The sequence below is a fragment of the Fusibacter tunisiensis genome, assembly GCF_016908355.1.
Classification (GTDB): domain Bacteria; phylum Bacillota; class Clostridia; order Peptostreptococcales; family Acidaminobacteraceae; genus Fusibacter_D; species Fusibacter_D tunisiensis.
The window spans coordinates 275,684-289,253 of sequence record NZ_JAFBDT010000001.1 but is presented as its reverse complement, the minus strand read 5'-3'; the positions used below and the strand labels follow the sequence as shown (position 1 = coordinate 289,253).

At 37.5% G+C, this 13,570-nt stretch carries 14 protein-coding genes and 2 tRNA genes; 14 read left to right on the top strand and 2 right to left on the bottom strand.

Features of this window, described 5'->3' with window-relative positions; genetic code table 11:
- Window positions 1-46: 46 nt before the first annotated feature.
- A tRNA-Leu gene (locus JOC49_RS01465) sits at window positions 47-133 on the bottom strand.
- A gap of 161 nt (window positions 134-294) precedes the next feature.
- Here JOC49_RS01465 and JOC49_RS01460 point away from each other — a divergent pair.
- The 7 genes from JOC49_RS01460 to JOC49_RS01430 all read left to right on the top strand — a co-directional run bounded on the left by JOC49_RS01460 (window position 295) and on the right by JOC49_RS01430 (window position 7,631).
- Window positions 295-537: a hypothetical protein gene (locus JOC49_RS01460; RefSeq protein ID WP_204661445.1), complete on the top strand. Its 243-nt coding sequence runs from the start codon at window positions 295-297 to the stop codon at window positions 535-537.
- Between the two features lie 97 nt (window positions 538-634).
- A complete protein-coding gene (locus tag JOC49_RS01455; protein ID WP_204661443.1) occupies window positions 635-1,195 on the top strand; it encodes an RNA polymerase sigma factor in 561 nt (186 codons plus the stop codon).
- Window positions 1,196-1,211: 16 nt separating this feature from the next.
- Window positions 1,212-2,444 carry a DUF4349 domain-containing protein gene (locus tag JOC49_RS01450; RefSeq protein ID WP_204661536.1) on the top strand — a complete coding sequence of 411 codons (1,233 nt, stop codon included), beginning with the start codon at window positions 1,212-1,214 and terminating at the stop codon, window positions 2,442-2,444.
- Window positions 2,434-3,177 carry an SIMPL domain-containing protein gene (locus tag JOC49_RS01445; protein ID WP_204661441.1) on the top strand — a complete coding sequence of 248 codons (744 nt, stop codon included), beginning with the start codon at window positions 2,434-2,436 and terminating at the stop codon, window positions 3,175-3,177. The genes JOC49_RS01450 and JOC49_RS01445 overlap by 11 nt, the downstream gene beginning before the upstream one ends.
- A 66-nt stretch (window positions 3,178-3,243) precedes the next feature.
- Window positions 3,244-5,931: a DNA polymerase I gene (gene polA, locus JOC49_RS01440; protein ID WP_204661439.1), complete on the top strand. Its 2,688-nt coding sequence runs from the start codon at window positions 3,244-3,246 to the stop codon at window positions 5,929-5,931.
- Complete coding sequence (gene coaE / locus JOC49_RS01435) at window positions 5,918-6,544, top strand: dephospho-CoA kinase (RefSeq protein ID WP_204661437.1); 627 nt, start codon at window positions 5,918-5,920, stop codon at window positions 6,542-6,544. Before polA ends, coaE begins: the two co-directional genes overlap by 14 nt.
- A gap of 49 nt (window positions 6,545-6,593) precedes the next feature.
- A complete protein-coding gene (locus tag JOC49_RS01430; protein ID WP_204661435.1) occupies window positions 6,594-7,631 on the top strand; it encodes a nicotinate phosphoribosyltransferase in 1,038 nt (345 codons plus the stop codon).
- Window positions 7,632-7,739: 108 nt separating this feature from the next.
- Here the strand turns inward: JOC49_RS01430 and JOC49_RS01425 are convergent.
- Window positions 7,740-7,826: transfer RNA gene (locus JOC49_RS01425), tRNA-Leu, on the bottom strand.
- A gap of 122 nt (window positions 7,827-7,948) precedes the next feature.
- On the opposite strand from JOC49_RS01425, the gene JOC49_RS01420 reads away from it, so the two are divergent.
- The 7 genes from JOC49_RS01420 to rsxE all read left to right on the top strand — a co-directional run bounded on the left by JOC49_RS01420 (window position 7,949) and on the right by rsxE (window position 13,559).
- Entirely contained in the window at window positions 7,949-8,659 is a 711-nt protein-coding gene (locus tag JOC49_RS01420) for a TSUP family transporter (RefSeq protein WP_204661433.1), read from the top strand.
- Between the two features lie 12 nt (window positions 8,660-8,671).
- Window positions 8,672-9,034 (top strand): response regulator, encoded by a 363-nt coding sequence (locus JOC49_RS01415; protein ID WP_204661431.1) that lies wholly within the window; start codon window positions 8,672-8,674, stop codon window positions 9,032-9,034.
- 90 nt (window positions 9,035-9,124) lie between these two features.
- Entirely contained in the window at window positions 9,125-9,913 is a 789-nt protein-coding gene (locus JOC49_RS01410; RefSeq protein ID WP_204661429.1) for an SPOR domain-containing protein, read from the top strand.
- A 200-nt stretch (window positions 9,914-10,113) separates the two neighbouring features.
- Window positions 10,114-11,427: an electron transport complex subunit RsxC gene (rsxC, locus tag JOC49_RS01405; RefSeq protein WP_204661427.1), complete on the top strand. Its 1,314-nt coding sequence runs from the start codon at window positions 10,114-10,116 to the stop codon at window positions 11,425-11,427.
- A gap of 13 nt (window positions 11,428-11,440) precedes the next feature.
- The gene (locus JOC49_RS01400) at window positions 11,441-12,376 is read left to right on the top strand and encodes an RnfABCDGE type electron transport complex subunit D (RefSeq protein WP_204661425.1); all 936 of its coding nucleotides are present in this window, start codon (window positions 11,441-11,443) and stop codon (window positions 12,374-12,376) included.
- A complete protein-coding gene (locus tag JOC49_RS01395; protein ID WP_204661423.1) occupies window positions 12,376-12,969 on the top strand; it encodes an RnfABCDGE type electron transport complex subunit G in 594 nt (197 codons plus the stop codon). Before JOC49_RS01400 ends, JOC49_RS01395 begins: the two co-directional genes overlap by 1 nt.
- Window positions 12,966-13,559, top strand: a complete 594-nt coding sequence (gene rsxE, locus JOC49_RS01390; protein ID WP_204661421.1) for an electron transport complex subunit RsxE — start codon at window positions 12,966-12,968, stop codon at window positions 13,557-13,559. The genes JOC49_RS01395 and rsxE overlap by 4 nt, the downstream gene beginning before the upstream one ends.
- The last annotated feature ends 11 nt before the right edge of the window (window positions 13,560-13,570 follow it).

The following is a 13,570-nucleotide window of genomic DNA, read 5'->3' as shown; positions in this document are numbered from 1 at the left end:
TAAAAACAGGTACAAAAGACAATCGTCTTTTGTACCTGTTTTGTTTTGGTGCCGAAGGCGGGAGTCGAACCCGCACGAGTGTTACCTCTCCGGATTTTGAGTCCGGCGCGTCTGCCAATTCCACCACTTCGGCTTGGCTTATTTAGAGTACCATAAGTCACTATTTTTGACAAGACTTCTAATATAATTTTGAATTTTCAAATAAATGTAATGGGTCAATTGAATCCCTTTTGTTTTATCTTAAGAAAATATTCTATTGAGTCAAGTTTACAAGTACTCAAAAAAGAAAACGAAGTGTACAATAACATTGTAAAAACATCTGTTTTAGGACGTAAATTTGCAGAGTTTTCCCCCAATTTACATGTAAGTGTTTTGAAAGAGGGTGAATTTATAGTTCTCAGAATTATGGATTTGAGATACTTTTTCAAGAATGACTTTTTGAATCAGGCGACTTTAACGCTTGATAAAGACATGAATGTTTTATCTTCAATAATGCATCCTTATTCACTGAAAAAATCAATTGCAGTAAACCCCTAGAATCAAATTTAGTTTGATTCTTTTTTTTGTTATAATGGAACTAAAAGAACAGAAATTGCGTCAAATAATTAAAGCCGTTCACGAAAGGAGTGAAAGCATGGAATCCAAGCTTATTGAAAAAAGCATCGCCGGTGATGTGAAAAGCTTTGAGCAACTGATTCAATCCTATAATCGTTATGTCTATAACATAGCCTATAGAATGATGGGAAACGAAGAGGATGCCAAAGATATGTCTCAAGAAGCTCTAATAAAAGCCTATAAAGCGATGCCGGGTTTTAAAATGGAATCACAGTTTTCCACATGGTTGTACCGTATAGTGATCAATACTTGTAAGGATGAACTTAGAAAGCGAAAGGAACACATTTTGTCGTTGGATGAAGAGATTGCTGAACGCATTACGCTTGAACAGACACTGGAATCAAATTCTGGTGATCCATTGATGATATATGAAAAAAAAGAGATGAAAAATGCGCTGGATGATGCGTTGAACAAGCTTTCAGATGAAGGGCGATCAGTTGTTGTTTTAAAAGATTTGCTTGGATACACCTATGAAGAAATCGGGGAGATACTTCAAATCCCAATTGGAACGGTGAGATCGAGGTTAAATAGAAGTCGATCAACACTTCGTATGTTGTTGAAAGTGCAATTGGCAGAATAGGAAAGGAGGGACAGTTATGACATGTGAAAAGGCAAGAGAACTGATGTATGCCGCAATTGATGGCGAACTTGATCAGGGTCATTTAAGATCACTTGAAGAACATCTGGACTCCTGTGGCAGTTGCACCATAGAATTTGAAGAATTAAAATATATGATTCAAATGGCAGGAGAGTTGCCACTTAAAGAACTGCCTGATGACTTTAATAAGACTTTGCATAGTAAATTAATGTCTGAAGCAAAAACAGAAACATGGCTTAAAAAATTAGCAACCAAACGTAATGCTTTTGTTTTAGGATCAGTTGCTGTTTTACTTGTTGCAGTGTTTGCGGGTCAAAATTTGTTGGGTGGCATGGGGTCCACTGATATGGCAAAATCCGAATCGGCCTATGACTTTGTAGGCGAAATGGAAACAACGGCAGCGGCAGAAGCACCTGCATCTGTTCAATTCAATACATCTATGAAAAGTGATGACGCTTTAGATGGTGGAGCAGGAACACGTGTAGAGGCGACAGAGTCATCGCAGATCACTAACGAAACATATAGGGAAGGCCGATTAATCATTCATTCAGCGTCCATCAATATGGATATTGAAGATTACGATGGTACTTTTATGACCATTCGAAACTGGGTTGAAGGCACCGGTGGGTATGTAGAAAGTGAGTCCACATCGCTAAAAACCAATTATGGGGATGGAAAAGATCTTAAGTATGGCTATTTGACGCTGAGAATTCCAGTTCATGCATATGGGACTATTTTGACGGATTTAAAATCGCTTGGTCATGTAACCCGTGATTACGCCAATGCTTATGATGTGACAAAACAGTATCGAGATACAGCATCAGAAGTTGAAAATTTGAAAGTAACAGAAAATCGATTGAGAGAAATTATGACTCAAGCCACTGAAATTGAAGATATTTTGTCGATAGAAAACGAATTGACTCGAATTAGGGGATCAATTAATGCGTATGAAAGACAACTTAAGGATTGGGAAGCTTTAGCAGATTTAACAACTGTTACTGTAGAGTTAAATGAAGTCAATTCCCTTGAAACGGTTATTGAGCCCATAGACGACAGCTTATGGGGAAAGGCAAAAGAGGGGCTTATAGACACGATTAATGGCATTAAAAAAGCGGTTGAACGGTTTGTTATTTGGACTGTATCCAAGTCTCCGATACTTTTGGGGATTGCAGGTATTGTATTTGTGGTTCAAAAGATTTATTTTAAAAGGAGGAAACGAAATGAAACGTAAAATGATTTCAGTACTGTCAATAGGACTTGTGCTTATGATGAGTTTAGGCATTGCCACATTTAATATGCCGTTTTACCCATCGGGGGCGGAGAGCGAAACGGAGGCATCACGCGTGGTTACTGTATCCGGAAAAGGCGAAATAGTAGTGGTACCAGATATGGCTCAAATATCTATTGGCGTTCAAACCAAAAATCTGGACGCATCTGGTGCACAAAATGAAAATGCAAAGTTAATGGATCAGGTTATTGCTGCACTTCACAAGCATGCTGTGGCTGAAAAAGACATTAAAACAACTGGGTATTCACTTTATCAAACTTATGATTATGATTCTGATGGGAAAAGAAGTGACCCGTATTATGTGTCAAGTAATACTGTAACTGTAACCCTTAGAGATATTGATAAAGTTGGAACGCTTATAGATGCAACCACTACAGCTGGTGCTAATTCTATAAATAACATTCGATTTATGCTTGAAGATGATTCAGAATATTATCAAGAGGCACTAAAACTTGCGATGGAAAATGCCAAAGGTAAAGCCGAAGCAATTTTATCTACTTTTGATCGCAGTCCCGGTTTACCAAAGTCTATAAGTGAGTCCAGCAGTGGTGGGCGATTATATCTAGAGTATTCTCCAGATAAAGCGATGGCTGAATCTTATTCAAATGTGGAAACACCAATAGAAGCCGGTGAAATCACAGTTTCAGCCAGTGTATCTGTAACGTATGATTATTAAAACCCTTTAAAATGACATTGTGAGTCTACAGTGTCATTTTTTTGTTCTTGTGAAGGTGGCATGCCGGTGTTTCCTAAGACATTTTATGATATAATTGCCATAGAATATTCTGAAGGGAGAAAATCATTGAAACAAAAAATTGTGATAGTAGATGGAAACAGTTTGATTAATAGAGCTTATTTTGCCATGTCTGAACTTAAAAATTCTAAAGGGGTCTATACAGGAGGCGCTTATGGGCTAATAAAAATGATTATGAGTTTGACAGAACAATTTAACCCAAGCCATTTCTGTGTGGCGTTTGATATGAAAGGTCCAACGAAACGACATGAAGCCTACGCTGAGTACAAAGGAACGCGTAAGGGAATGCCTGAAGAATTGGCGATGCAAATGCCAATTGCAAAAGATCTTCTGGATGCGCTTAAAATATCAAGAATTGAGTTTCAAGGATATGAAGCTGATGACCTAATTGGCACACTATCCAAGCGTGCACTGGATGAAGGGTTTGAAGTCAATGTTGTAACAGGGGACAAGGATGCACTTCAGCTTGTAGCCATAGGTGCCAGAGTGCATATTACAAAAAAAGGCATTAGCGAACTTAAACTCTACACAGACGACACTGTAATGGAGGAACTGGGTGTGCATGCCGATCAAGTAATTGATTTTAAAGGGCTAAGTGGGGACAGCTCTGATAATATCCCAGGGATACCAGGTGTTGGCCCAAAAACGGCTGCTAAACTTCTTACACAGTTTAAAACGGTTGAGAATTTGGTTTCCTCATTTGAGTCAGTTGAAAACAAGCGCATTAGAGGTCTCGTTGAAACTTATAAAGAACAAGCTTTGCTTAGTAAAAAACTTGCTACAATTATGCTTGAAGTGCCTTTGGACTTTACGATGGATGCCTTTGTGATTGAAACGCCAGATTCTGATGTTGTCGTTGACCGATTTAGGTATTATGAATTAAGTAATCTTTTACAGAAATATATTGCTTCAGAAGACCAGCATACAGAAGTTAAAGAAATAGAGTATGACTTAAAGCCCGTTTCAGAGATTGTAGAAACAATTAAAAAGAATAAAGCTTTTGATATGAAACTGTATCAAGATAAAACGGGTGATGCTTTGGTGTGTGCTTCTTTTTGTGTAAATAATAAAGTGTTCTTGGCGCAAGACCCAAATGCAATAAACGAAATGGCACCCGTCTTTAAAGATAAAAATATAGCCATTAGTGGCTATGATCTTAAAAGAGACTTGCTGTATTTGTTTAAGCATGACATAGATGTAGACCATTGTCATTTTGATGGCTATATTGCGGCTTATCTTTTGGACCCATCTAGGCGTAATTATGATTTATCTGAAGTTTACTATGAGTATACAACACAAAATCTTCCATCAGAGGAAGCTGTATTTGGGAAAGGCGCAAAGAAAAAAAACTTTGAAGATGTTGATGGAAAAACGATTCATGTGTATGCAGCATCAGAAATTTTTGCCATTCATAAGCTTAATGAAACTTTTCAAAGCAAATTGAAAGCATCTGATTTGATGGATTTGTTTGAAGGGGTTGAAATGCCACTTGTGAAGATATTGGCTGAGATGGAGTATACTGGGTTTAAAGTGGATATGGACCAAGTCAATCATATTGATGGTCAACTCAATGAAAAACTCACTGAGATAGAAAAAGCGGTCTATGATTTAGCGGGTGAAACTTTTAATATCAACTCACCAAAGCAACTGGGGGTCATACTTTTTGAAAAATTGGGACTGCCACCGGTTAAAAAAACAAAAACGGGATACAGTACAAGTCATGATGTTCTTGAAAAATTAGCCAGCAAACACCCAATTATATCGGAAATCATGGATTATAGGATATATGCAAAACTTAAATCAACTTACATTGACGGCTTAAAAGCTGTTATGGATCTTGAAAATTCAAGGGTTCATACATCTCTTAATCAAACAGTTACAATGACGGGAAGGCTAAGTTCTACAGAGCCAAATCTCCAAAATATTCCCATCAGGCTTCCATACGGTCGCAAAATTCGCCGTTTTTTTGTAGCAGATGAAGGGTGCACACTTTTGGATGCTGACTATTCACAAATTGAACTTAGAATTTTAGCGCATTTGTCAGGTGATAAGGTGTTAATTGAAGCCTTTAGAAATGAACTTGACATCCATGCGATTACAGCTTCTCAAGTATTTGGGATTGATCAATCAGAAGTAACTGGTCTACAGAGAAGCCGCGCAAAAGAAGTGAATTTTGGGATTATCTATGGCATGGGCGATTATGGCCTTTCAGAGAGTTTGGGCATTAGCAGAAAAGAAGCTAAAACTTACATTGAAAATTATTTTAAAAGTTATCCTTCTGTTGAAGGATTTATGCATGGCATCATAGAAAAATGCAAAGAGAAGGGGTATGTCGAAACGATTTTGAAAAGAAGGCGTGCCGTTCCCGATATTGATGCGAAGAATTTTATGTTGAGATCGTCAGCAGAACGTATTGCGAGAAATACCCCAATTCAAGGTTCGGCGGCAGATGTCATTAAACTGGCAATGATTAGGGTGGCCAATGCTTTGCAAGAAAAGGGGCTAAAGAGCAAACTTATACTGCAAGTTCATGATGAACTGATTCTTAATGTGCCAAATAATGAGCTTGAAGATGTCAAGCAATTGCTAAAGGAAAATATGGAAAGCGCAATTGATTTAAAAGTCCCTTTGAAAGTAGATATGAGCATAGGAGCGAGTTGGTATGATGCCAAGTAAAACCAATTGGGTTATTGGAATTACAGGATCAATAGGAAGTGGGAAATCAACTGCAGTGACTTATTTAATCGATCTTGGCTATCCGGTGGTTGATGCAGATCGAATTGCCAGAGAAATTGTCGAACCTGGAGAAGAGACTTATAATAAGATTATAAGGGCGTTTGGAACGGAAGTTTTAGAAGAAACTGGTGTGATTGACCGGAAGTTTTTAGGACGCCTTATTTTTAATGATCCTGAAAAGCGTAAGATATTGAATGCGATTACGCATCCTGCGATTTTTAGGTGTGTTCAAGATCAAATTAGGGTTCACATGAAAAATAACCGGATTGTTTTTGCAGATATTCCTTTATTGATAGAGTCTAATAGGATGTCAGATTTTGATGAGGTATGGTTAATCTATGCACCTGAACCTATGTTGGCTCAAAGAGTCATGTCGCGCGATCAAGTCACACAAGATGAGGCGATGGCAAGAATAAAGGCTCAAATGTCAATTGAACAGAAACGTAGACTTGCGGATACAATCATTCAAAACACAAAAGGAAAACAGGAGCTTTACAGTAATATTGACAAAGAACTATCAAGACTAAAAAGTCATTTGAATGTTGATAAATGAGGTTGATTCACTTATAATGTAATGGACTAAATGGTAGGAAGGAAAAGCCATGATTAAAGAATTGAAGCATTTGTCAGATATTGATGAAATTCAGATATCTGATCATCGTAAACTACACAGTGCAACACATGATGAAATAATTGCAGGTCATACAACAGATGTCTATTTTCTAAGAACATTGGATATCTTAGAAGAACTTAACTTGTCTGATTCTGAAGTGGTTGCAGAAATTTTTCCACGAAAACCTGGTGTTATGGCAGGGATGGCGGAAGCGCTTAACTTGTTAAAGGGGAGAGGCCTTGAAATTTGGGCGCTTGATGAAGGCGAATCTTTTGAACCAAAAGATACTGTTCTAAGAATTAAGGGAAAGTACAAGGATTTCGCAATTTATGAAACGACACTTCTTGGTATGTTGGCCAGTGCATCGGGATGGGCAACCGCTTCACGTGAAGTTAAAGAGGCTTGTGGAGATAAATTCTTTCTCTGCTTTGGTGCAAGACATGTTCACCCTTCAGTAGCACCTGTTATGGAACGTGCAGCTGTGATTGGAGGCGCTGGCGGTGCAAGTTGTATTTTGGCAGCCAAATTAAGTGGCATAGAGCCTTCAGGGACAGTCCCACATAGCGCTATGCTTGTAGCAGGAGATACATTGCCTGTTGCGGAGACTTATGATCGCATTGCCTCAAAATCCCACAATCGAATAGTGCTTGTAGATACCTATAAAGATGAAGTTGAAGAAGCTTTACGTATTGCCGAAAAATTAGATGGTAATCTATATGGTATAAGGTTAGACACACCAAGTGAAAGAGGTGGTGTTACACCTGGTTTGGTGCGTGAAATGCGTGCTAAGTTAGACTTAAATGGGTTCAATACAGTTAAAATTTTTGTTTCTGGTGGATTATACCCTGAGAAAATTAAGAGTTTAAGTGAAGCCGGCGCAGATGCTTTTGGAGTAGGGAGTTATATTTCTGCAGCGTCTCCAATTGATATGACCATGGATCTTAAAGTTGTAAATGGAAAATCAGTTGCTAAAAGAGGTCGGATTCCAGGCCTAATTGAGAATCCAAAACTTAAAAAAAGAGATTAAAAATAACCGTATCCACTTGAATGCTTTGTGTTCTTGGATACGGTTTATTTATTGAAATAAAGAAAAAAAAGAGCATCCCAAGCTTATTGAGATACCCTTCTTTATAAATGGTGCGGATGGCGGGATTCGAACCCGCACGAGCGGTTGCCCACTACCCCCTCAAGATAGCGTGTCTGCCAGTTCCACCACATCCGCTTGTTGCGACTTTTTCATTATAGGGATATTGCAAATAAAAGTCAATGATTTTTCAAAAAAAAAATTCAAAAGTTTATATTTTGATGCTATAATGTGTTTATGTCAAAAAAAGGAGCAATGATGTGACAATTTTAATACCAGGTTTGATCATATTCTTTTCTGCACTTGTTCAAGGGGCAACAAGTTTCGGGTTCTCATTAATTGCCTTACCGCTTTTAGGTCTTGTATTGGACCTTAAAACCATTGTGCCAATGTTGGTTCTTTTCAGCCTCTTTATGAACATTATTATACTGATTAGACTCAAACGTAAACCCCATATAAAAGCACTTCTTATGATGTTTATTGTTGCTGTGATTTTTACACCGATTGGGGTACAAATCCTAAAAGTAATGGATGAATCAATTCTTAAAATTTTTATTGGAATTTTATTAATCGTTGTTGCAATTTTACTTAAAAGGGGATATCGGGTACACATACAAAATGAAAAATTGACTTTTTTGATTGCTGGCGTTTTAAGTGGTATTTTTAATGGGTCAGTTTCGATTAGTGGGCCACCGATTGTGGTTATGCTCTCTAACAATGATACAGAAAGAGATTTATTTAGAATATCGTTAACGACGTATTTTCTGCTTCTAAATATAATTACTGTATTTCTTTATTTTAATGGCGGTTTATTGTCTGCAGGCATCATTAAATCATATTTAGGGCTGATTCCATTTTTAATTGGAGGTACAATTGCAGGAACTTTACTGGGAAGCCATATTGATGAGGTTAAGTTTAAGAATGTCGTCTTAAATTTACTGGTTGTTATGGGAATTATGAATTTATTTTAGGAGGTGATCAAGATGGGCAAACGTATTTTGATTGTAGATGACGCTGTTTTTATGCGTAAATTATTAGGAGATGTTCTTAACAAAGCGGGTTACGAGGTTGTAGGGGAAGCTTCAAATGGTGGTGAAGCACTTGAAAAATATAGGGATTTGAAACCAGACCTTGTTACTATGGATATAACAATGCCAGAAGTAGATGGCATAGAAGGGCTTAAGCGGATCAAAAAAGAGTTTCCAGATGCAACTGTTTTGATGTGTAGCGCAATGGGCCAAGAATCTATGGTTATTGATTCTGTTAAATCAGGTGCAAGAGGATTTATTGTTAAACCCTTTGTAGCGGATAAGGTTATTTATGAAGTGTCAAAGTTAATTGGATAATTGTATTCATTCATGAAGTTGCCAGTATTTTAACGCAACTTCTTATTTTTTTGCTATAATAGACAAAGAACAAATTAGGAGGCTATGTGCATGCTATCTAGAAAAAAAATTCAGCAATTTATGGATCAACAGTTTTATATTGCGATAGTCGTAATTCCATTGGCACTTTTTTTAATTGGCTATGGTGTTACTTCTCTGATTTTAAAAGGAGATACAGATTCTATAGGCGATACACATTCAAATTCAGAAGTGAGTGCCACCACAGAAACAACAGAACCGGAAGTAATAGTGACCCCTCAAGAGGTTAGGCTGGGAACAACTGAACAATTTATCCTTCAAATTGCAAGTTTTAATTCAAAAGAGGGTGCTGAAGCTGCAGTTATTCAATTTCAAAAAGAAGACCTTCGTTCGCATTGGATAAAATCGGGACAAAATTATAAGGTGTATGTTGTAATGTCTTCAGATCAAGAAATAATTGGGGATTATAGAACCGCATTTATCAAAGATAATCCTGAACATTCTGATGCTTATGTTTCAAATGTTTCTTTAGAACTAAAGAATTTTACAGTGTTTGCAACTCCTGAAGAGGTTCAAGAAATTAAAACTTTTATAAATGACTTCTATTTTGACAACAACGCGTTTTTTATGCAATTTATGGATTTGGATACAGTTCCGAATCAAGTTTTGTTGGAAGCTTTAGAACCAATTCAAAAAACTTTGGAAATTTTGGATGACTATAGCGGGAACATTGATACTGAATTCACAAGTATGCTTCAAGAAAATTATGCTGTTTTTGAAAAATTAAACGCTGAAAATGCGTCGTCTGAAGCCTATATGGATGCATTTATAGATCAACTTATGATGTTAACAAGCCATTAAATTAGCGGGTTTATCCGGTTAAGATTGAGAAAAAATTAACTTATGATTTCAAAAAAATGTTGAAATTTCAATGGTTATAGCATTGACCTGTTATTTTATTTATAGTAAAATTGTTTTGGCAACTCGGGAGATTGTATACAGTATAATCTTCTTTGTATATCTATTTAAGTTACTTCAAATTTTTTTTAAGGGGTGAGTATATGGGGCTTCTATCGTTTAAAGGTGGTATACATCCACCGCATGCCAAAAAAGCAACTGAACATTTACCAATCGTTGATTTTTTGGATCCAAAGATAGTTGAGATTCCACTAAGGCAACACATTGGTGCACCTTGTGACCCTATTGTGAAAAAAGGGGATCAAGTTAAAGTGGGCCAATTAATTGGACAAGCGCCTTCTTTTGTTTCGGCGAACATTCACAGTTCAGTATCAGGGACTGTTTTGGATGTAAAAAAGCAAGATACGGCATATGGGTTTGAAACCTGTATCATTATTGAAAATGACGGACAGAACTCAATTCATGAGAGCGTGACGCCAAAACCTGATTATAAAACATTATCGGGCAAAGAAATTGTTGAAATCATTAAAGACGCTGGATTAGTCGGTATGGGTGGTGCGGGTTTTCCAACACATGTAAAATTATCGCCACCACCTGAAAAGACAATTGATACAATTGTTCTAAACGGGGCAGAATGTGAGCCTTATTTGACTTGTGATCATAGGTTGATGCTTGAGAATTCTCAAAGTATTGTTAAAGGTCTTCAAATATTGATGCATGCATTAAATGTTCCAAACGGTTATATTGGAATCGAAAACAATAAACCTGATGCAATTGAAAGCATGACGAAGGCTGCTGAAGGGACGGGGATTCATGTTGTTGGTCTTAGGACGAAATACCCTCAAGGTGCAGAAAAGCAGCTTATTTATGCGTGCACTAAGCGTGAAATTCCATCAGGTGGATTGCCAATGGATATTGGCGTTGTGGTGAATAATGTTGCAACTGCCTCAACAATCGGTATTCTTTTTGAAACGGGAATGCCTTTGGTTGAACGTATTTGTACAGTTACAGGTAAGGGAATTAAATCACCTAAAAATATTCGCTTTAAAATTGGAACACCACTTAGTCAATTGGTTGATTTCTGTGACGGGTATGCTGAGAAACCTGGAAAATTGATTTTAGGTGGCCCGATGATGGGTGTCGCACAAGCAACAGATACTTTACCTGCGATGAAAAATACTTCGGGTGTTTTGGTTTTTTCTGAAGCTGAAGCGAAATTACCTGAACCATCACTTTGTATAAAATGTGGTAAATGTGTTTCGGTATGTCCGGCATTTCTAGAGCCTATCCAAATAAGTGCGTATTCTTTAATGCACGATTATGATAAAGCGAATGCCTATCATGCACTCGACTGTATAGAGTGTGGTTCTTGTTCTTTTGTTTGTCCGGCACATCGGCCATTGTTGCAAACCATTCGGGTAGCCAAGCGTGAAATATTGGCCAAGAAACGTAAATAGGGGAGGTTTATAAATGGAATCAAGACTTATCGTATCATCTTCTCCTCATATTCGTTCGTCGGAAACTACGCAAAATATTATGAGGGATGTAACAATCGCACTGCTTCCTGCAGCTGCTTTTGGTGTATATAATTTTGGAATTAACGCATTTATTATCTTGGCTGTTTCAGTTCTTACGGCTATTATTGCTGAAGCCATCAGTCAAAAAATTAGAAAAGTACCAATTACGATTAATGATTTTAGTGCCGTTGTAACTGGTCTTTTGTTAGGGATGAACCTACCATCATCCGTTCCAATTTGGATACCAATTATTGGTAGTGCATTTGCCATTATTATAGTAAAGCAAGCTTTTGGAGGTTTGGGACATAATTTTATGAACCCTGCACTTGCAGCCAGAGCTTTACTTGTTGCTTCTTGGCCTGTGGAAATGACGACTTGGCCAACAGCTGGTGTTGACACCACAACTTCAGCAACAATTCTTGGCATTATGAAAGAAGGTCAAGTTACAGAACTGCCTTCAATTATGGATGCGTTAATTGGGACAGTTGGTGGATCAATTGGAGAAACTTCGGCTTTACTTCTGATTATTGGTGGTTTGTATCTCATTTTCAGAGGGGTTATTTCTTATAGAATCCCAGTGTTTTACTTGGGAACATTTGCGACTTTAACGCTTGTTATTACAGGTTTTAATGTTCAGGAAACCCTTCTTCATGTTTTAGCAGGTGGTTTGATGCTTGGTGCTTTTTTCATGGCCACGGATTATGCGTCATCGCCAATTACTGCTAGAGGACAGATTATTTACGCAGTTGGAATTGGTGTCATTACGGTTGTGATTCGCTTCTATGGCGGCTATCCTGAAGGTGTCTCGTATTCAATTCTACTGATGAACGTCGTAGCACCAATTATTGACAAATATACTAAACCGCGTGTGTTTGGAGGTGCTAAATAATGAAAGAGATTTTTAAAACAGGAGTAGTCCTTTTAATCATTTGTTTTGTAGCGGCTTTATCTTTGGCATTTACCAATGAAATTACAAAGGATAAAATAGCAGAGCAGAGAATGATGGCAAATGAACTGGCAAAAAAAGAAGTATTGCCTGCTGCTGCAACCTTTCAAGATGTTGATGAGGATTTATTATTAGAATTGATTGAGTCTTATTCACCAATTATTGAGGCTTATATTGGATACAACGATTCAAATGAAGTTGTAGGCATCGTATTTAAATCAACACCTACAGCTTTTGGTGGTGCTATAGAAGTTGTGACAGGAATTGAACTTTCTGGTGAAGTAACTGGTCTTAGAATTGGCTCTCATCAAGAAACACCGGGATTAGGTGCAAAAGCAGCAGATGCAGATTTTTATGCGCAATACGCGGGAAAAAGCACTGAATCTTATATTGGTGTTTCCAAGACTGCTGCTAGTGGTAATGATATTCAAGCCATTACAGGTGCAACCATTACATCCGATGCAGTTACTGTTGGCGCCAATGCTTCTATAGATGCTTTTAAAATGATTATGGAAACAGGAGGTGTTGGAAATTGAATTTAAAAAATTTAACAAACGGTTTGTTTAAAGAAAATCCAATTTTTGTCCAACTGTTGGGAATGTGTCCAACCCTTGCTGTTACCACATCAGCTGAAAATGGAATTGGTATGGGACTTGCAACAACAGCCGTTTTAGTGAGTTCAAACCTTGTTATATCTTTGCTTCGTAAATTGATACCAGCAAAAGTAAGAATTCCGGCATATATTGTTATTATTGCAAGTTTTGTTACAATTGTCGGTATGGTTATGGAGGCATTTCTTCCAGCATTGTATGGTGCACTTGGTTTATTTATCCCACTTATTGTTGTTAACTGTATTATTCTAGCCCGTGCTGAATCTTTTGCATCAAAAAATAACATTGCAGATTCGGTATTGGATGGTGTCGGAATGGGATTAGGATTTACATTAGCCCTCACTGTGCTGGGTGCAGTAAGAGAATTGTTTGGAAATGGAACAATTTTCAATTTGTCTATTTTTGGCGCTGGCTATAAACCAGCACTTATTATGATATTACCACCGGGGGCATTTCTTGCACTTGGTATTTTGTTGGCACTTTATAATGTATATCAAATCAAGAGCGCTAAATAAGGAGGGGTTGA

Excerpts from the sequence above, each read along its gene's own strand:
- rsxC (WP_204661427.1), top strand. The coding sequence starts at position 10,114 with ATGGGGCTTCTATCGTTTAAAGGTGGTATACATCCACCGCATGCCAAA.
- JOC49_RS01455 (WP_204661443.1), top strand. The coding sequence starts at position 635 with ATGGAATCCAAGCTTATTGAAAAAAGCATCGCCGGTGATGTGAAAAGC.
- coaE (WP_204661437.1), top strand. The coding sequence starts at position 5,918 with ATGATGCCAAGTAAAACCAATTGGGTTATTGGAATTACAGGATCAATA.
- JOC49_RS01450 (WP_204661536.1), top strand. The coding sequence starts at position 1,212 with ATGACATGTGAAAAGGCAAGAGAACTGATGTATGCCGCAATTGATGGC.
- JOC49_RS01430 (WP_204661435.1), top strand. The coding sequence starts at position 6,594 with ATGATTAAAGAATTGAAGCATTTGTCAGATATTGATGAAATTCAGATA.
- JOC49_RS01415 (WP_204661431.1), top strand. The coding sequence starts at position 8,672 with ATGGGCAAACGTATTTTGATTGTAGATGACGCTGTTTTTATGCGTAAA.
- JOC49_RS01400 (WP_204661425.1), top strand. The coding sequence starts at position 11,441 with ATGGAATCAAGACTTATCGTATCATCTTCTCCTCATATTCGTTCGTCG.
- JOC49_RS01395 (WP_204661423.1), top strand. The coding sequence starts at position 12,376 with ATGAAAGAGATTTTTAAAACAGGAGTAGTCCTTTTAATCATTTGTTTT.
- JOC49_RS01410 (WP_204661429.1), top strand. The coding sequence starts at position 9,125 with ATGCTATCTAGAAAAAAAATTCAGCAATTTATGGATCAACAGTTTTAT.
- JOC49_RS01445 (WP_204661441.1), top strand. The coding sequence starts at position 2,434 with ATGAAACGTAAAATGATTTCAGTACTGTCAATAGGACTTGTGCTTATG.